Annotated in this window: 19 protein-coding genes and 1 riboswitch; of the genes, 15 read left to right on the plus strand and 4 right to left on the minus strand. The window is 40.4% G+C overall.

The annotated features are described in order from the left end of the window. Window positions 1-52: 52 nt before the first annotated feature. Window positions 53-97: riboswitch (PreQ1 riboswitch) on the plus strand. Between the two features lie 158 nt (window positions 98-255). From queC to queF, 4 genes are read left to right on the plus strand one after another with little or no spacing between them, the layout of a single operon-like run. Then, window positions 256-912, plus strand: coding sequence for a 7-cyano-7-deazaguanine synthase QueC (queC, locus tag MHI08_RS06465; RefSeq protein ID WP_024424683.1), 657 nt, complete (start codon window positions 256-258; stop codon window positions 910-912). Continuing rightward, window positions 913-1353 carry a 6-carboxytetrahydropterin synthase QueD gene (queD, locus tag MHI08_RS06470; RefSeq protein WP_056766295.1) on the plus strand — a complete coding sequence of 147 codons (441 nt, stop codon included), beginning with the start codon at window positions 913-915 and terminating at the stop codon, window positions 1351-1353. It abuts the gene before it with no gap. Then, complete coding sequence (gene queE / locus MHI08_RS06475) at window positions 1346-2077, plus strand: 7-carboxy-7-deazaguanine synthase QueE (RefSeq protein WP_056766298.1); 732 nt, start codon at window positions 1346-1348, stop codon at window positions 2075-2077. Before queD ends, queE begins: the two co-directional genes overlap by 8 nt. 15 nt (window positions 2078-2092) lie before the next feature. Next, window positions 2093-2590, plus strand: coding sequence for a preQ(1) synthase (gene queF / locus MHI08_RS06480; RefSeq protein WP_024426839.1), 498 nt, complete (start codon window positions 2093-2095; stop codon window positions 2588-2590). A gap of 431 nt (window positions 2591-3021) precedes the next feature. On the opposite strand, the gene MHI08_RS06485 is transcribed toward queF, so the two are convergent. Next, window positions 3022-3384 carry a winged helix-turn-helix transcriptional regulator gene (locus tag MHI08_RS06485; RefSeq protein WP_034667321.1) on the minus strand — a complete coding sequence of 121 codons (363 nt, stop codon included), beginning with the start codon at window positions 3382-3384 and terminating at the stop codon, window positions 3022-3024. Window positions 3385-3552: 168 nt separating this feature from the next. On the opposite strand from MHI08_RS06485, the gene MHI08_RS06490 reads away from it, so the two are divergent. Further along, window positions 3553-4299 carry a glucose 1-dehydrogenase gene (locus MHI08_RS06490; RefSeq protein WP_171464184.1) on the plus strand — a complete coding sequence of 249 codons (747 nt, stop codon included), beginning with the start codon at window positions 3553-3555 and terminating at the stop codon, window positions 4297-4299. 379 nt (window positions 4300-4678) lie between these two features. Continuing rightward, complete coding sequence (locus MHI08_RS06495; RefSeq protein WP_206533902.1) at window positions 4679-4897, plus strand: hypothetical protein; 219 nt, start codon at window positions 4679-4681, stop codon at window positions 4895-4897. Between the two features lie 102 nt (window positions 4898-4999). On the opposite strand, the gene MHI08_RS06500 is transcribed toward MHI08_RS06495, so the two are convergent. Together MHI08_RS06500 and MHI08_RS06505 are read right to left on the minus strand one after the other, a co-directional pair. After that, window positions 5000-5524, minus strand: a complete 525-nt coding sequence (locus tag MHI08_RS06500; RefSeq protein ID WP_034623353.1) for a GNAT family N-acetyltransferase — start codon at window positions 5522-5524, stop codon at window positions 5000-5002. A gap of 147 nt (window positions 5525-5671) precedes the next feature. Beyond that, window positions 5672-5860: a DUF2187 family protein gene (locus tag MHI08_RS06505; RefSeq protein ID WP_003211747.1), complete on the minus strand. Its 189-nt coding sequence runs from the start codon at window positions 5858-5860 to the stop codon at window positions 5672-5674. A 167-nt stretch (window positions 5861-6027) separates the two neighbouring features. Here MHI08_RS06505 and MHI08_RS06510 point away from each other — a divergent pair, with 167 nt between their 5' ends. The 6 genes from MHI08_RS06510 to MHI08_RS06535 all read left to right on the plus strand — a co-directional run bounded on the left by MHI08_RS06510 (window position 6028) and on the right by MHI08_RS06535 (window position 12555). After that, on the plus strand, window positions 6028-6222 hold the full coding sequence (locus MHI08_RS06510) for a hypothetical protein (RefSeq protein ID WP_024424688.1): 195 nt from the start codon (window positions 6028-6030) through the stop codon (window positions 6220-6222). A 307-nt stretch (window positions 6223-6529) separates the two neighbouring features. Next, the gene (locus tag MHI08_RS06515) at window positions 6530-7180 is read left to right on the plus strand and encodes a cell wall hydrolase (RefSeq protein ID WP_024424689.1); all 651 of its coding nucleotides are present in this window, start codon (window positions 6530-6532) and stop codon (window positions 7178-7180) included. Between the two features lie 113 nt (window positions 7181-7293). Next, window positions 7294-8610: a polysaccharide biosynthesis protein gene (locus tag MHI08_RS06520; protein WP_024424690.1), complete on the plus strand. Its 1317-nt coding sequence runs from the start codon at window positions 7294-7296 to the stop codon at window positions 8608-8610. 54 nt (window positions 8611-8664) lie between these two features. Further along, window positions 8665-9153: an endospore biogenesis thiol-disulfide oxidoreductase StoA gene (gene stoA / locus MHI08_RS06525; protein WP_342500093.1), complete on the plus strand. Its 489-nt coding sequence runs from the start codon at window positions 8665-8667 to the stop codon at window positions 9151-9153. Window positions 9154-9436: 283 nt separating this feature from the next. After that, window positions 9437-11356 (plus strand): heavy metal translocating P-type ATPase, encoded by a 1920-nt coding sequence (locus MHI08_RS06530; RefSeq protein WP_087977257.1) that lies wholly within the window; start codon window positions 9437-9439, stop codon window positions 11354-11356. Window positions 11357-11460: 104 nt separating this feature from the next. Beyond that, window positions 11461-12555, plus strand: a complete 1095-nt coding sequence (locus MHI08_RS06535) for a Xaa-Pro peptidase family protein (protein WP_041116464.1) — start codon at window positions 11461-11463, stop codon at window positions 12553-12555. A 54-nt stretch (window positions 12556-12609) separates the two neighbouring features. Here MHI08_RS06535 and MHI08_RS06540 read toward each other — a convergent pair whose 3' ends face one another. Beyond that, window positions 12610-12753, minus strand: a complete 144-nt coding sequence (locus MHI08_RS06540) for a hypothetical protein (protein WP_162842493.1) — start codon at window positions 12751-12753, stop codon at window positions 12610-12612. A 93-nt stretch (window positions 12754-12846) separates the two neighbouring features. Between MHI08_RS06540 and MHI08_RS06545 the strand changes: the two genes are divergently transcribed. The 3 genes from MHI08_RS06545 (at window position 12847) to ptsG (ending at window position 17048) form a co-directional block, all read left to right on the plus strand. Next, the gene (locus MHI08_RS06545; protein ID WP_342500094.1) at window positions 12847-13836 is read left to right on the plus strand and encodes a LacI family DNA-binding transcriptional regulator; all 990 of its coding nucleotides are present in this window, start codon (window positions 12847-12849) and stop codon (window positions 13834-13836) included. Between the two features lie 55 nt (window positions 13837-13891). After that, entirely contained in the window at window positions 13892-14746 is an 855-nt protein-coding gene (locus MHI08_RS06550) for a transcription antiterminator (RefSeq protein ID WP_024424695.1), read from the plus strand. A gap of 202 nt (window positions 14747-14948) precedes the next feature. Then, window positions 14949-17048 carry a glucose-specific PTS transporter subunit IIBC gene (gene ptsG, locus MHI08_RS06555; RefSeq protein ID WP_024426846.1) on the plus strand — a complete coding sequence of 700 codons (2100 nt, stop codon included), beginning with the start codon at window positions 14949-14951 and terminating at the stop codon, window positions 17046-17048. Window positions 17049-17057: the final 9 nt, after the last annotated feature.

Raw genomic sequence — 17057 nt, forward strand, 5'->3', positions numbered from 1 at the left:
AAAAATATGTGGTACACTATCCTCTGTGAAAATTGAACAAAAATCCGTGAAGACGGGAGAGGTTCTAGCAAAACCCTCTATAAAAAACTAAGGACTTGCCGTATCCTTGGATGTGGCATTTTTTATTTTTTATGGCTGGGACACCTCATACACATGTAAAGGTGTCTTTTCTTTTGAGAAAAATAGGGGTTTTCAGGAGCCTTTCAGATGCAGTGTTGTACGGTTGTACCATCTGCAAAAGGAGGAGAACAGAAAATGAAAAATGAAAAAGCAGTCGTTGTCTTTAGCGGGGGACAGGACAGCACGACCTGTTTATTATGGGCACTTCAACAATTTGAAGAGGTAGAAACAGTGACCTTTCATTATAATCAGCGTCATCAAGAAGAAATTGATGTCGCCAAAAGAATCGCTGACAAATTAGGTGTGAAGAATCATCTATTAGATATGTCACTTTTAAATCAACTGGCACCTAATGCTTTAACAAGAGATGACATTGACATTGAGGAAAAAGAAGGAGAGCTTCCTTCCACATTTGTACCAGGAAGAAACTTAGTGTTCTTATCCTTCGCCTCTATATTAGCGTATCAAATTGGAGCAAGACATATTATCACAGGTGTTTGTGAGACAGACTTTAGCGGCTATCCAGATTGCCGTGACGAGTTTGTGAAATCTTGCAACGTCACAGTGAATTTAGCAATGGAAAAACCATTTGTGATTCATACACCACTGATGTGGCTGAATAAAGCAGAAACATGGAAGCTGGCAGACGAGCTTAATGCGCTGGATTTTGTGAAAAATGAAACGCTCACTTGCTATAACGGCATCATCTCTGATGGCTGCGGGGAATGTCCTGCGTGTAAGCTGCGGAAAAATGGCTATGACACTTATATGGAAATGAAGGAGGCAAAATAAATGCTTTCTCAAATCTATCCACAAACCGATCATCCATTTTCATTTGAATTAAATAAAGACATGCATGTATCTGCTGCCCATTTCATCCCGCGGGAAGATGCGGGCGCATGCAGCCGTGTTCATGGTCATACGTACACCATCAATATCACGATTGCGGGAGACGAGCTAGATGAATCGGGTTTCCTTGTCAATTTCAGTACATTGAAGAAGCTCATTCATGGGCAGTACGATCACACGCTGCTCAATGATCATGAGGCATTCTCATCAAACGATCGATACGCGATGCCAACCACTGAGGTGGTGGCAAAGACCATACATGACAAAGTCGCAGCGTATTTATCAACTTTAGCGAACAAGCCGACATGTGTTCAGGTCTTTGTCAGAGAGACACCAACAAGCTATTGCATTTACCGTCCGAAACGAGTTGAGATCAATGGCTAAAGCGATTCCAGTATTAGAAATCTTTGGTCCAACCATTCAAGGAGAGGGAATGGTCATTGGACAAAAAACCATGTTTGTCAGAACGGCTGGCTGTGACTACTCGTGCAGCTGGTGTGATTCCTCTTTTACATGGGATGGCTCAGCGAAGCATGACATTCAGTGGCTTGAGGCAGAAGACATTGTCAAAGAATTAAAAAGAATAGGCGGACAGGCTTTTTCTCATGTCACCATTTCAGGGGGAAACCCGGCGCTTTTAAAACAAATGGAATCCCTCATTGATTTGCTGCATGAAGAAGGAATTGATACAGCGCTTGAAACACAAGGAACGATGTATCAGGAATGGTTTTTGAAAATTGATGATTTAACCATTTCTCCTAAGCCACCAAGCTCGAATATGAAAACAGATTTTACGAAACTAACACGTATCATAGATGAGCTGAAAAGCGGGAATAGATTGCAGCATGCTAGCTTGAAAGTCGTGATTTTTGACGATCGTGATCTGGCGTATGCGAAGGATGTTCATGCGAAATATCCTGAGCTTCCTTTTTATTTGCAGGTAGGAAATGATGACACAACGACAGGTGATGATGCGTACTTATTAACGCATTTATTAAAGAAATATGAAGCGCTTGTCGATCAAGTCGCGCAAGATCCAGACTTAAACCGCGTAAGAGTGCTGCCGCAGCTGCACACGTTATTGTGGGGAAATAAACGAGGCGTATAGAAAGGAAGAGATGACATGACGACAAGAAAACCAGAAGAATTAGAAGGTGTCACGTTACTAGGAAACCAAGGAACCAATTATTTGTTTGATTATGCACCACAAGTGCTTGAAACGTTTCCGAATAAACATACAAATAGAGATTACTTTGTGAAATTCAATTGCCCAGAATTTACATCACTTTGTCCACAAACAGGTCAGCCAGATTTTGCGACAGTTTATATCAGCTATATCCCAAATGAAATCATGGTCGAAAGTAAATCGTTAAAATTATATTTGTTCAGCTTCCGTAACCATGGTGACTTCCATGAGGACTGTATGAACATTATTATGAACGACCTGATTGAATTGATGGACCCAAGGTATATTGAAGTTTGGGGCAAATTTACGCCAAGAGGCGGTATTTCCATTGACCCGTATACGAACTACGGGAAACCTGGGACGAAATATGAGGAAATGGCAGAATACCGTATGATGAACCATGATATGTATCCGGAGACGATTGATAATCGGTAATTATTCCGCTGTGTGAAACGAATTGGTGTCACATTAAAGTAGAAAAAGTACACCTGAAAATACTCATGGGAATTGTATGAAAAAGTGTGACCTGAGGTGCAACCTGAACTGTGGCTTTTATGCAGTGAACAATTGATAGTACAGAGGCAGATGAAGGCGTACAATTTGTACGTCTTTTCTTTTTTATCCGAAAGAAAAAATGCCTATTATGAGATCATAGGCATTATTGTTTGGTTAAGTTTCTGAACCTTCTCTTTAACATTTGAAACAGCTCATTTTTGAATTTCATCAAAGCTCTCCTGAATATAGTCCATGACACTTCTGATTAGAACTTCACTTTCAAAGTTGACAATCTCATTTATTTCATGACTGTTCCTCATCTGTTAGGTGAGGCTATTGAAGTTGTTTAGCATTTACTTCAGCAGCTACATTTATCCTAACTTTAGTTGTTCTGGTTGTACAATTTCATATTCACCTTCTGCATACTCTTGCTCCGCATAATGGCTCCCCCATTGACAGAGCTCCTGCAAGATAGGTTTAAGAGATTTTCCAAGTTCAGTGGATGAATATTCAACCTTCGGCGGTACTTGATTATACATCTTTCTTGTCACAAGTCCACTGGCTTCAAGCTCTCTAAGAGTTTGAATCAGCATTTTCTGAGTTATATTTGGGATAATGCGCTTTAATTCACTCGTTCTCTTTGGTCCATTCATTAAAAAGTATAATACAAGTCCTTTCCATTTTCCGCCAATCACTTCCTTTGTCACTTCAAACCCACAGCTAAATTTTTTCATGTCTAAAGCTCTCCATTCCACATTTGTTACTTTTTAGTTACTATATCACAAAAAAGTGGGTACTTCCGATAATGTGCTTACTGAAGGATACTATTACTTGTAAGTTGTTCTTCAAGTACTTAAAGGTACTAGACATAAAATAATATGAATTCTAAAGGAGTGTTAAGTATGAGGAAATTTGAAGGTAAAATAGCGCTTGTAACGGGTGGAACAAGTGGGATTGGTCTTGCTACAGCAAAAAAATTTGTAAACGAAGGTGCATATGTTTATATCACGGGACGTAGACAAAACGAACTTGATAAAGCTGTTAACCAAATTGGCAAGAACGTAACCGGTGTTCAAGGTGATATTTCTAAGCTTGAAGACTTAGACAAACTATATGACATGATAAAGCAGGAAAAAGGTAAGTTGGACATCCTTTTTGCTAATGCAGGCATCGGCAACTTCCTTCCATTAGGTGAAATTACTGAAGAGCAGGTTGATAGAACGTTCGACATTAACGTGAAAGGAACCATTTTTACTGTTCAAAAAGCGCTATCACTATTCCCGGACAAAGTAGGTTCTATTATTGTAACGGGCTCTACTGCTGGATCAATTGGCAACCCAGCATTTAGTGTATATGGAGCATCTAAAGCAGCATTAAGAGCACTAGTTCGCAACTGGATTCTTGACCTAAAAGGTACTGAAATTCGTGTAAATGTGGTAAGTCCAGGAGTGATTCTTACACCTGCATACGATGAGCTTTTTGGTGATGCACTTGAAGGAGCGATGGAAAATGCCAGAAATACTGTTCCAGTTGGAAAAGTTGGGACACCTGAAGAAGTAGCAAACGCTGTATCTTTCCTTGCATCAGACGAAAGCAGTTACTTGACGGGTGTTGAATTGTTCGTAGATGGCGGGCTAGCACAGGTATAATGTCACTGCGAAGGGATTACAAATCGTCCTTAATGGGGATTTCCTTGAGTCGTATAAAAAAGTCGTTTTCCTTATGTCCTGAGTAACCATAAATGCTGCAAACTAAGTTTGATGATGGATATGTAAAATGAGAAAGAAGGAAAAGACATGCCGGATGCATGTCTTTTTTTGCGAATCAACCATAAAAAAAGAGAAGAGTCATGTCACTCTTCTCATACGAATGGGAATAGAACTTGCTAGGACGGCTGGGGGCTACCAGCTCGTAAACATATTATACATGACAGAACGTATGTTTGTAAAGAGGGATGATGCTTTTTTGCTTATCTCATTTGATGTAAGATAAAATAGAGGCAATGAATGAGAAACGGAGGCGTTTGAGTTGGCAAACAAAGAAGAGCGGGCAGAGCAGCTGCTAATGGAACTAAAGGAAGAGCTTCAAATGCTTGAACATCAAAACAAAGAACGGTATAAATGGAGTGCCTCCACATTGCTTGGAGTGATTGCCCTCTTGATTGATAAAGGAGTGATCACACCCGAGGAAGTCGAGATGTACAAGACGAAGGCGGAAATGCAAACTTTTCATATGAAAAAAGATTGATGCTTTCTTCATATGAAGTAAGGTAAAAATAAGAAAAGGACATAACAAATTGATGACTCAATTGATATTATGTCCTTACTTCTGCAATTCGTTTTCACAGCTTTAAACAAGCTTATACATTAAAACATCATCCCAGTATTCATGATCATTTATTTTAAATTCTTTTATTTTACGTCCTTCTTCTATAAACCCCATCTTTTTGTACAAAGAAATGGCCTTTTGATTTGTTGAGAAAACGGCTAAACTAACCTTTTCAATTGAAGGGTTCTTTTCTGCCCAATGTAATAATGCTGTTAGCAGCATTTCCCCTACGCCTAAACCTCTATAGCTCTTATGCACCATCAGCCCGAAAGAACCCGTATGGGAAGTTCTTTTTCTATTTGATGAATGTTCAAAGGCTATCCATCCAATGACTTTTTCATCAGTTTGAGCAACTATGTACGTCTCATTTTCATTTTCTATTCTTTTCTGTATCCATTCCCTGTGTTCTAAGAGGGTTTTTTTATTTTCTTCAGGCGATGTAAGTAGATAATCTGATTCAGCAATAACAGATTTCTGTATTTCTAAAGTCATTTCAGCATCTTCCATTTTTCCAAAACGTACAATGATATCATTGGAATTTTGCATATTAGTTTTCTCCTGTCTAGAGCTAATACTGCATCTCATCATTTTTTAAAATGAAAAAGAAGGGTATTGAAATAGCTTTCACCATTTGGCCAAATCGTGATTAGCTTTGCTTCGTATGTACCGATCGTCTGAATTGAGGATTGCAAATTAATGTACGGAGTCTTTGATGATTTTATAGTTTTTATGATTAACGACTGTTAGTGAATCCAGTTCTAAATCTCTATAGTTGTCCATAATGGTGACATCCACAATGACAGAGTTTTCATTCACTTTTTCAACTACACCTGTTAAACCATTTCTAAATTCGATCACATTTCCAATTTTTGCAATCTTCAACCGATCCCTCTCCTTTAAAAACAGATTTCATTCCCTATTAAAAAGTATTTTGCAATATTTTCATACCAATGTAAAGGATAAAGACGTTTTTGTTTTGTTTTCGTTGTATGCTCTTCTAACGAATGGTATATTTAATAATTGATCATGGCTGAAAAGGAGCGGTTTTTTTGACTGAAGAACAAATCCTCACCATCCTCGAATCTTTACGGAATGGGACAGAAAAACAGGTGACCATCCAAAAAGATGACTTTTTAACGTTTCGTTCTGTTTTGGTGAATCAAGATGATTTTAAACATTTTCGCGGGATCGCCAAACATGGTGGAGATGTTATTTTTGAATATCTTACAGAAGCAAGAAGCTAAAGCTTTTTCTCATTGATGAGAGAAAGCTTTTTTATTTTCGTTCTTTTGTCACACTTCAAACCACTCTGATACATATGAAAAGAAAATGTAATAACCCATAATCAGGAGCATAAGGATGATGATAGGTGAAAAAGGGACCTTTTTAAGCGCTAACAATTCCATTTTATGTGCGCTCAACTAGGACATGCCATTTAATGACGGAATTTGGACAGGCATGTAAATCTTTGTGCGTGAAAATAGAATGAGCTCTTGTTAGAGTGGACAAGTATCTTACAGCCTACTTTTGATTAAAGGAGGAAAAAGGCGAATGATTAAAATTCATACAGCTCTTTTTGTCATCCTTATGCTCGTTGCAGCAATGAAGATGGACAATATACAAGAGCAGCAAGGCACATTAAGTCACGAACTTTCACAAGCACCTGTTAAACATCAGCTTTCATATATAGATCAAGACCACGATCAAGTCATCCCAGCATTTTCTGAAGAAAAGCGTCAGCCAAAAGTGAAATTGCTAAGTACGTCAACAGAAGAAAAGTCTTCAAAACCGAAGCAAAAGAAAAAAGTAAAATCTGAAACGACGAATAAGGCAAGCGGCAAACAGTATTCTAATGAAGAAATGGATTTGCTTTCTCGATTGGTACATGCTGAAGCGAAAGGTGAATCTTACGAAGGGAAAAAAGCGGTGGCAAGCGTTGTTTTAAACAGGGTGGAGCATCGTTCTTTTCCTGACAGCGTGAAAGGTGTGATTTATCAGCGAAATGCCTTCCAGCCAGTATCAAATGGAAGCATTCATGATAAGGCAGATCAAGATTCCATTAAAGCGGTGAAGCAGGTAGTAAAAGAGCATGACAGAACAACAAAGGCTATCTATTTTTATAATCCAAAAACGGCAACAGATCATTGGATTCGTTCCCGCAAAATTGTAGAACGCATCGGACGTCACGTGTTTGCCGTATAAAGAAAAAGAGCGATCAATGAGATTGCTCTTTTTTTGTCTTCAATTATTAAAATATTTTTTGGACTTGTCTCATAGAATGTGAAAAGAATTTGCTTTAGACAAGGGGAGGCTACATGAATCGATTTGTAAAAGGGGTCATTCTGCTATCTGTCGCAGCTTTTATTGCGGAGTGTATAGAGTTTTTAGTCAATATGATTTTAGCGAGAGAGCTTGGAGAACATGGAATGGGTTTGTATATGAGTATCCTTCCAATCATCATGCTTGTCCTAGTGATCGCCAGCTTAGAGCTGCCAGTCTCCATTTCTAAATTCATTGCAGAATCACATGAGCGTCTCCACAAAAGTATGCTCCGCCATGCCTTTAAAATGACGCTTGTGGTGACAAGTACAACAACAGCTATAGCAGCCATTGTACTGCCTTTCATTCCAGTGTTTCAGTCGTATCATCCGCTTATGAAAGGCTTGGTGCTGTCACTTATCCCGATTATTGCGTTTACCTCCATTGCCCGCGGCTATTTTATGGGAAAGCAGCAAATGGGCAGAATTGCTTTAGCCAATATGCTGAAGAAAACGATCCAGCTTATCTGTTTGTTTTTGTTTTTTCATTGGTATTCGTTTGATATTGAAACAGCAGTACTCATCGCCATTGGTGTCATTGTTGCGAGTGATCTTGTTGTCTTTATTTATTTATACTCCCAATACGTCATGGCAAAAAATGCTGTGAATGTCAGATCTGTTGAATTAAGAGGAAGTGATGTGCGAAAGCGCCTATTAGCCGTTTCCATCCCGACAACGGGCATGCGCATCTTTCATGCGATTGCCAATGCGGTTGAACCATTTTTAATCAAAGGAGCGCTCGTGGCAGCAGGCATTTCTGGAACACTTGCTGTTGATCATTACGGCATGCTGGCTGGTGTCGCAATGTCGATCGGTTTTTTCCCGGCGTTTATCGCTCATTCCATCATGATTGTGATGATTCCGAGTGTCTCTGAAGCCTATGCTTTAGGCCAGTATGATCTGGTGAAAAAACGTGTCAGACAGGCGATTCTCATAACGTTTGGATACGGGGTGCCGGCAGTGATGGTGATGTATTATTTTGCTTACCCGCTCACACAGCTTTTTTTTGATTCACCGCAAGCTGCTGTCTATTTACAGCTGCTTTGGCCATACTTTTTATGCCATCTGTTTGTGATGCCGTTTCAAGCATGTTTAATCGGAATGGGGCTCATCAAAGATGTGTTCCTACATAATATATGGGTGCATGTCGTCTCTTTTTCTATGGTGTATTTCCTTGGTTCAATTGAAAGCTTGAATATGATGGGGGTTATTTTAGGGATGAACACAGGCATGCTGCTGTTGACTGCGCTGCATTATGCGACGATTTGTAAGGAGCTCGGCGTTTCAATGTTTCTTACATTGAAAAAAGCTTGAATGTCATCGTCATCGAGAGGGCAAGCTATAAGAAAACTGGGAAGGAAGATCCTGATGAATCGTAAACATCTACCCGCCAGTCTTCTGATGATGACCCTGCTTCTATTTCTCATGAGCGCAGCAGCAGAAGCAAAAGAGCCTGTGATGGCGCCAAGGATAAAGGCGCCGACATTAAATGGTGACATGCAGATGGTTCCCGAAAAAGGGAAAAAGACCATTTTGCATTTTTGGACAACATGGTGCCCGTCCTGCAAAATGGAGCTGCCCGAATTTGAACAGATTGTGAAAGAAAATCAGAGTGATGTTGACATATTGACCGTGAATTTACTAGGTGCTGAACAAAGTAAACCTGCTGTTGCCCAATTTGTGAAAGACAGAAGGTTTACATTCCCGATCATACTAGATGAACACGGAGAAATGATGAAGAAATATCAAATCATCACCATCCCAACGACCTTTTTGATTAACGAAAAAGGAGAAGTGGTGAAAAATCATGTAGGTCCACTGACGAAAAAACAAATCAAAGAGTGGACAAATTCGTAGTCCTTTTTGTGAAAGAACCAATTCTGTTGGTTCTTTTTTGTGTTCGTTTGCTTTTCATCTGAATACACTGTGCTCAGAAGAAGACGGAACGATCTATATCAATAATGATAATTATTATCAAAAAGAAATTATAATAATTATTAATTGAAAATTGATCAGAACCTGTTATAATGAGTTACAGACCAATAAAAAGCTTGAAATAGCAGAAAATATAGATGGAAAAAGAAACGGGTAACGATTGATAATGTGAAAACGATTATCAATTAGAGAGGAGAAAACAATCATGAATGAGAATACAGCACTTTACCAAACGACAAATCAAAAGGAATCGAAATGGTCCTTACATAAATGGGCACAGCACGGAGAATTAATTGCAGCAGGAATCTCGGGGATTCTCATTTTAATTGGATGGATTCTAAAGGATCAGAGCATGTGGAGCATTCCTCTTTTCATCCTAGCATTTGTTATTGGAGGTTTTGCAAAGGCGAAGGAAGGAATTGAAGAAACGATTTCGTCGAAGACCTTGAATGTGGAACTTTTAATGATTTTCGCAGCAATAGGCTCAGCTTTAATCGGCTATTGGGCAGAAGGCGCTATCTTAATTTTTATTTTCTCACTGAGTGGTGCGCTTGAAACGTATACGTCAAATAAAAGCAAGAAAGATTTAACAGCATTAATGAGCATTGCACCAGATGAAGCAACTTTAATTGAAGAAGACGGTACGACCATTCAAATCGCCGCTTCTTCATTAACACCAGGTGACCGGATTATGGTCAAAGCTGGGGAACGCATTGCAGCAGATGGTGTCATTTTAAGCGGGAGAACAAGTGTGGATGAATCTGCCCTCACAGGCGAATCTATTCCACAGGAAAAAGGGCAGGGGGAAGACGTATTTGCAGGAACAGTGAATTTAAATGGTTCCTTAACAGTGGAAGTCACGAAACATAATGAAGAAACGTTATTCCATAAAATTATTAAACTTGTCGAATCCGCTCAAGAAAGTGTTTCGCCAAGCCAGGCATTTATCGAAAAATTCGAGGGGGCCTATGTAAAAGGTGTGCTGATCACCGTTGCGGTATTAATGGTTCTGCCTCATTTTGTACTCGGCTGGAGTATGAGTGAAACCTTCTATCGGGCAATGGTGTTTATGGTCGTTGCTTCACCTTGTGCTCTTGTTGCATCCATTATGCCAGCCGCACTGTCACTGATCTCAAATGGCGCAAGAAATGGGATGCTTGTCAAAGGAAGCGTCTTTTTAGAAAAACTAGGCACAAGCAGTATGATTGCTTTTGATAAAACGGGGACGATTACAAGCGGGAAGCCAGCCGTAGAACAAGTTGTCATGACGAAAGGGCAGGATGAATCTGCTTTTTACCAGGCACTCTATCAAATTGAGAGTCAATCAAACCACCCATTAGCGAAAGCAATTTCTGATATGGCAAAAGAGCACCAAACAGAAAGAACAGTCCATGTCACCATTGAAGAAACCTCTGGATTTGGTGTGAAAGCACAATTAAATGGAGAAACGTGGCGGATTGGGAAGAAAGACTTTGCGGGTAAGGCGTCAATCGACCGCGAGATTGAAGAGACAGGTGATGACCTTTCCGCGCAAGGATACACAGTGGTCTACGTTCAAAAGGATGAAAAAGTTGTTGGCTGTCTTGGCCTTAAGGATCAAATCAGACCTGAAGCCAAAAAAATGATTCAAGAACTAAATGATTTAGGCATCCAGACTGTCATGCTGACAGGAGATCAGCAAAAAACGGCTGAAGCGATTGCGCAGGAAGCCGGCATCCAAACCGTAGTGGCTGAATGTCTTCCAGATGAAAAGGTACATGAGGTCAATCAATTAAAAAAACAAGGTAATTCAATCATCATGGTAGGAGACGGAATCAATGATGCACCAGCGCTTGCCACAGCAGATGTTGGGGTTGCCATGGGCGGAGGCACAGATGTTGCCTTAGAAACAGCGGATCTCATCTTAATGAAGAACAATTTAAATAACCTAACAAAGATGATCCGTCTTTCAAGAAAAATGAATCGAATCATTAAGCAAAACATTATTTTCTCATTAACGGTGATCTGTCTGTTAATTTGTGCGAATTTCTTACAAGTGCTTGATTTGCCTTTTGGTGTCATCGGGCATGAAGGAAGTACGATTTTGGTCATTTTAAATGGTCTGCGTCTGCTTCGTGCATCTTAAATCAATCATCAGGGCGCACTGGATTCATGCCAGTGCGCTTTTGTGCGAAATAAAGCAAAAACTGATACAATAGACCAGTAGTAAAACGTGTGAGGAGGATCATGATGAACCGAATGAAGAGCTTGTCTTCTTGGCTTAAGAAAGAAGACATTCAAGGTGCATTTATACATACAAAGGAAAATGTGTTTTATCTATCTGGATACTTCACAGAGCCGCATGAAAGAGTGATGGGGCTGTTTGTGTTCCAAGAGGCAGAACCATTTTTTATTTTGCCTAAAATGGAAGTCGAGCAGGCAAAAAATGCAGGATGGTCCGGCGATATTATTGGATATGAAGATCATGAGAATCCATTTGATTTCATTCAATCAGCGATAGAAAAACGCGGTATTCAAACGGCGCGTCTTGCGATTGAAAAAGAATCGATTCCGCTTCAAAGAGCTGAACAGCTCCAAGCTGTTACCGGGGCAGAAACGTTCGTCCGGGCTGAAGATGCGCTCAATCAGCTCAGACTGATTAAAGATGAATCTGAAATTGCTACACTCAAAAAAGCGGCTCAATTGGCAGATGAAGGTGTAAAAATTGGGGTTAACGCCTTAAAAGAAGGAGTCACAGAAACAGAAGTGCTCGCTGTCATAGAATATGAACTAAAGAAAAAAGGCATTCAAGGTATGTCCTTTTCAACTATGGTTCTCTTTGGTGAAAAATCAGGCGAGCCTCATGGAAATCCGGGACAGGCAGCCTTAAAAAAAGGCGATTTTGTGTTATTTGACCTTGGTGTCATTGTCGATGGATATTGCTCAGACATCACAAGAACATTCATCTATCAGGAAGCTTCTGAAAAACAAAAGGACATTTATCAAACCGTCTTAAATGCAGAAATGGCAGCACTTGAAATGAGTAAGCCTGGCGTGAGAATCGGTGATCTTGACTTAAAAGCCCGCGGGCTCATCACAGAAGCGGGATATGGTGAATATTTCCCGCATCGCCTCGGACATGGGTTAGGGGTTTCTGTTCATGAGTTTCCTTCTATGAGTCAGGCAAATGACGACCTTCTGCAAGAAGGTATGGTGTATACGATTGAACCAGGAATTTATGTCCCGGGAGTCGGCGGCGTAAGAATTGAAGATGATGTTCTCATTACGGCAGATGGTCCAGTCACTTTAACCAATTATCCGAAAGAGCTGACAATCATTAAGTAATGAAAAAAATCACGATGAACGTCCAGGTCTTGGAAGCGTCATCGTGATTTTTTATCACTCTTCTCGATCCTTATCAACAAAAAAATCATCAATTGATTGAAACGGTTTGATTTTATGTTCTTTTCCTAAAGGATGTAATGCAAAACGAGCAGAAAACAAAACAGTCATACATAATATAATCCATATGATGAAACCCATCTTGAATTCCCCTTTCCATCCAGTGATTTGTTCAGCTCACATACATCTTAAAGTATGAAACGCTTACCATATCAAGAGAAAGTAGGAGAAAAAATGGCAAACATAAGGGAGATTGCGAAAAGAGCGGGCGTATCTGTGACAACCGTATCACGTGTGTTGAATGAGCATCCTTATGTTAAAGAAGAAAAAAGGGAACGTGTTCTACAAGCGATGGAGGAGCTCAAGTATACGAGAAACATCCAGGCGGTCCATTTAGCGAAGGGCTATTCGAATATGCTTGGCATCGTCCTTCCAAACATTGAACATTCTTATTTCAGCGCACTCGTCACAGGTATTGCAGAAAAAGCACAGGCGCGCGGCATGCATTTTGCTTTATTTCAAACAGGATATGATCCATTAAAAGAAAAAGAAGCGTTAATGAGTTTAAAAGAGCGCCGTGTGGATGGTTTAATATTTTGTTCAAATGCGTTAAGTGATAGGCATATTTTAAAGTGGCAGGAATCAGGACCGATTATATTTTGTCATCCTGCGCCGCACGATAAGTGCTCAACCGTGTCAATTGCGCATGATCATGCATTTAAGGAGGGCCTGCATCATTTGGCGGCATGCGGACATCAACGAATTGCGATCGTTCTTGCGAGAACAGAAGGAGCGAATAGCGAGTCGCGCCTTCAAGCTTATCAAGACATGATGCAATCCCTCGGGCAGACCATTGATGAGGAATGGATCATCGAAGGGAAGCTATCCCTGCTTGATGGGAAGCACTTATTTGCAGAATGGCAGAAAATGAAAAATCGTCCTACAGCTTTATTCATTACAAATGACGAAGTCTCTGCAGGCTTTTTATTAGAGGCGCAGCGTCATGACATAAAAGTAGGACAATCACCAGCCATACTCAGCTTTCAAAATAACCAATTGAGTGAGGCGCTAGGGATTTCCAGCATTCATATTCCCCTCAAACAAATGGGGCAGGAAGCGTTTGACTTGTTTGACCGAGCATTAAAAGGAGAGAAATCAGAGAAAAGAATGCTGCCATTTCGTCTGATTGAGCGAACAACTACCGTTTTGAAAAACAATCGTTGACGCACGTTTCATCTGTTTTGTACGATAAGAGGGATTGAAAAAGAAGGAGGTGGGGATGTTCATGGAATCCTTCACCGTTGATAAAGCGTTAAATAATAATGTCATCATCGCAAGACACCCTTCTTTGGGCGAAGTGGTTCTGATTGGGAAAGGGATCGGCTTCGGTAAAAAATCGGGGGATCTTCTCGATCAAGACGTGTTTGAAAAAATGTTTGTGTTAAAAAACACGAAGGAACAAACAGAATATAAACAACTGCTTCATCATATTGATGAGAACATGATCGAGCTTGCCAATGACGTCATTTATCATATACGAGAAAAAATGGGACAACGATTGAATGAGCATATACATGTTGCACTGACCGACCATATTGCGTTTAGTTTTAAGCGGGTGCAGCAAGGCTATGATATCACGAACCCTTTTATGCTTGAGACGCAATCGCTTTACCCGAAAGAATACGAGGTTGCAAAGGAAGTCGTTGAACTGATTAACGAGCGGCCAGATGTCGAAACGAAGCTGCCAGAAGGAGAAATTGGCTTTATAGCGCTCCATATCCATTCAGCTTTGACGAATCGGCCATTATCTGAAGTGAACCGTCATTCGCAGCTCATTACACAAATGGTCCAAGTCATTGAAGATTCATTTCATATGAAAGTAGACAGAGAAAGTATTCATTATTTACGCTTATTACGCCATATTACGTTTTCAATTGAGCGTATTAAACGGGGAGAATCATTAGAGGAGCCAGAAAAATTGCTTCATCTATTGAAAAATGAATATCCTTTATGCTACAATACTGCTTGGAAAATGATCAAAATTTTGCAGCATGCATTGAAAAAGCCTGTACAGGATGCTGAGGCCGTCTACCTGACACTTCATCTGTACAGATTGACAAATAAAATTTCATAGTTTCCTTGAAACGTGTAACTGATTCGATCAGGCATGAGTGACTTAAGGTAAATACAGGATAAGATCCTGTTATTTGCGCAACCTTATATCACCATGCCTTTTTTTGCGTTTGAAAGTGAAATGTAAACGGTTAATTATGAAATGTACGTCAGGGAGCATCCCAAATGTATGTTGTAAGCGAAAACAAAAGGAGGTTCAACCAGTGTTTAAATCACTTTTTGGTGTGTTGCAAAAAATTGGACGAGCACTCATGCTTCCAGTTGCGATCCTTCCTGCTGCTGGTATTTTACTGGCACTTGGGAATGCGATGCAAAATCCGCAGCTGATTGATGTAGCTCAATTTTTAAGCAATGATACAATTCAGCTTGTTGCAAGTGTCATGGAGAATGCGGGGAACATCGTCTTCTCGAATCTTCCGCTATTATTTGCTGTAGGGGTTGCCATCGGTCTTGCCAATGGAGACGGAGTGGCAGGGATTGCCGCTATCATCGGTTACCTTGTCATGAACGTCACGATGAGTGCCGTATTAATGGCTAACGGATCCATTCCATCCGATTCACTCAAACTGGCTAAGTTCTTCAAGGAAAGCCATCCAGCATATATTAATATGCTCGGCATACCGACCTTGTCTACCGGCGTTTTTGGCGGGATTATCGTCGGGGTATTAGCAGCTTATATGTATAATAAATTTTACAAAATTGAGCTCCCGCAATATCTTGGCTTCTTTGCTGGTAAGCGTTTTGTTCCAATCGTTACTTCTATTTCAGCACTTATTTTAGGGCTATTGATGCTAGTCATTTGGCCGCCAATCCAAGGTGCACTGAACTCATTTTCAACAGGACTGCTCGCAGCGAATGAGCCGCTGGCTGCCTTTGTATTCGGTGTCATTGAACGATCATTAATTCCGTTTGGTCTGCACCACATTTTCTACTCACCATTCTGGTATGAGTTCTTTAGCTACAAGAGCTTATCAGGAGAGCTTGTCCGTGGTGACCAGCGTATTTTCATGGCGCAAATCAAAGATGGTGTACAGCTGACAGCTGGTACATTCATGACAGGGAAATATCCGTTCATGATGTTCGGTCTTCCAGCAGCAGCACTTGCGATTTACCATGAAGCAAAACCAAAGAATAAAAAGCTAGTAGCAGGAATTATGGGATCAGCGGCCCTTACTTCTTTCCTTACAGGGATCACTGAACCGCTTGAATTCTCATTCTTGTTTGTTGCACCAGTATTATTTGCGATTCACTGTGTATTCGCTGGATTATCCTTTATGATAATGGATATTCTAAACGTGAAAATCGGGATGACCTTCTCAGGAGGGTTAATCGACTTCTTCCTATTTGGTATCCTGCCGAATAGAACCGCTTGGTGGCTCGTCATTCCAGTAGGTCTCGTACTTGCTGTCATTTACTACTTCGGATTTAGATTCGCTATTCGCAAATTTAATCTGAAAACACCTGGCCGCGAGGATGAAGCAGCAGACGGAGCAAGTGAGGCGAAGTCTGAAAAAGGTAATGACTTGCCTTATGAAATCCTTGAAGCAATGGGTGATCAAGAAAACATTAAGCACCTGGATGCTTGTATCACGCGTTTACGTGTCACTGTGAATGATCAGAAGAAAGTGGATAAAGACCGTTTGAAAAAGCTTGGCGCTTCTGGTGTTCTCGAAGTAGGGAACAACATTCAGGCCATTTTCGGCCCTCGCTCTGATAACTTAAAAACACAAATGCAGGACATCATTGCAGGCCGCACGCCTCGTCCAGCGAAAGACCCTTCTGCAAAAGAAGAAGTCAGCCAGCAGGTTGAAGAAGTTATTGCAAAACCGCTTCAAAATGAGCAAGGGGAAGAAATTTTTGCTTCACCAATTACAGGGGAGCTTCATCCAATTACAGATGTACCAGATCAAGTATTCTCAGGGAAAATGATGGGTGACGGTTTCGCCATCTTGCCAACAGATGGAACGGTTGTTTCACCGGTAAGAGGGAAGATCTTAAATGTGTTCCCGACGAAACACGCCATTGGCCTGCAGTCTGATGGTGGACTTGAAATTTTGATCCACTTCGGAATAGATACGGTCGGCCTCAAAGGAGAAGGGTTTGAAGCATTTGTACAAGAGGGAGATCAAGTAGAAATCGGTCAAAAACTTTTAGAGGTTGATATTGATAAAATTAAGTCTGAAGTACCATCTTTGATGACTCCAATTGTATTTACCAACTTAAGTGAAGGACAATTTATTGACCTTCAAGCATCCGGTGAAATCAAGGCTGGACAAGAAAACATCATGAAAATTTCAAAATAATTTTCATAA

Origin of the sequence: Bacillus sp. FSL M7-0791 (assembly GCF_038627085.1) — a bacterium.
GTDB lineage: Bacteria > Bacillota > Bacilli > Bacillales > Bacillaceae > Bacillus > Bacillus safensis.

Bases quoted from the DNA above. Each gene is read 5' to 3' on its own strand.
- MHI08_RS06540 (WP_162842493.1), bottom strand. From the start codon at position 12,753: ATGGGTTTCATCATATGGATTATATTATGTATGACTGTTTTGTTTTCT.
- queD (WP_056766295.1), top strand. From the start codon at position 913: ATGCTTTCTCAAATCTATCCACAAACCGATCATCCATTTTCATTTGAA.
- MHI08_RS06490 (WP_171464184.1), top strand. From the start codon at position 3,553: ATGAGGAAATTTGAAGGTAAAATAGCGCTTGTAACGGGTGGAACAAGT.
- MHI08_RS06520 (WP_024424690.1), top strand. From the start codon at position 7,294: ATGAATCGATTTGTAAAAGGGGTCATTCTGCTATCTGTCGCAGCTTTT.
- MHI08_RS06550 (WP_024424695.1), top strand. From the start codon at position 13,892: ATGTTCATGGAATCCTTCACCGTTGATAAAGCGTTAAATAATAATGTC.
- stoA (WP_342500093.1), top strand. From the start codon at position 8,665: ATGAATCGTAAACATCTACCCGCCAGTCTTCTGATGATGACCCTGCTT.
- MHI08_RS06485 (WP_034667321.1), bottom strand. From the start codon at position 3,384: ATGAAAAAATTTAGCTGTGGGTTTGAAGTGACAAAGGAAGTGATTGGC.
- queF (WP_024426839.1), top strand. From the start codon at position 2,093: ATGACGACAAGAAAACCAGAAGAATTAGAAGGTGTCACGTTACTAGGA.
- MHI08_RS06500 (WP_034623353.1), bottom strand. From the start codon at position 5,524: ATGCAAAATTCCAATGATATCATTGTACGTTTTGGAAAAATGGAAGAT.
- queC (WP_024424683.1), top strand. From the start codon at position 256: ATGAAAAATGAAAAAGCAGTCGTTGTCTTTAGCGGGGGACAGGACAGC.
- MHI08_RS06515 (WP_024424689.1), top strand. From the start codon at position 6,530: ATGATTAAAATTCATACAGCTCTTTTTGTCATCCTTATGCTCGTTGCA.
- MHI08_RS06545 (WP_342500094.1), top strand. From the start codon at position 12,847: ATGGCAAACATAAGGGAGATTGCGAAAAGAGCGGGCGTATCTGTGACA.
- MHI08_RS06535 (WP_041116464.1), top strand. From the start codon at position 11,461: ATGAACCGAATGAAGAGCTTGTCTTCTTGGCTTAAGAAAGAAGACATT.
- MHI08_RS06530 (WP_087977257.1), top strand. From the start codon at position 9,437: ATGAATGAGAATACAGCACTTTACCAAACGACAAATCAAAAGGAATCG.
- queE (WP_056766298.1), top strand. From the start codon at position 1,346: ATGGCTAAAGCGATTCCAGTATTAGAAATCTTTGGTCCAACCATTCAA.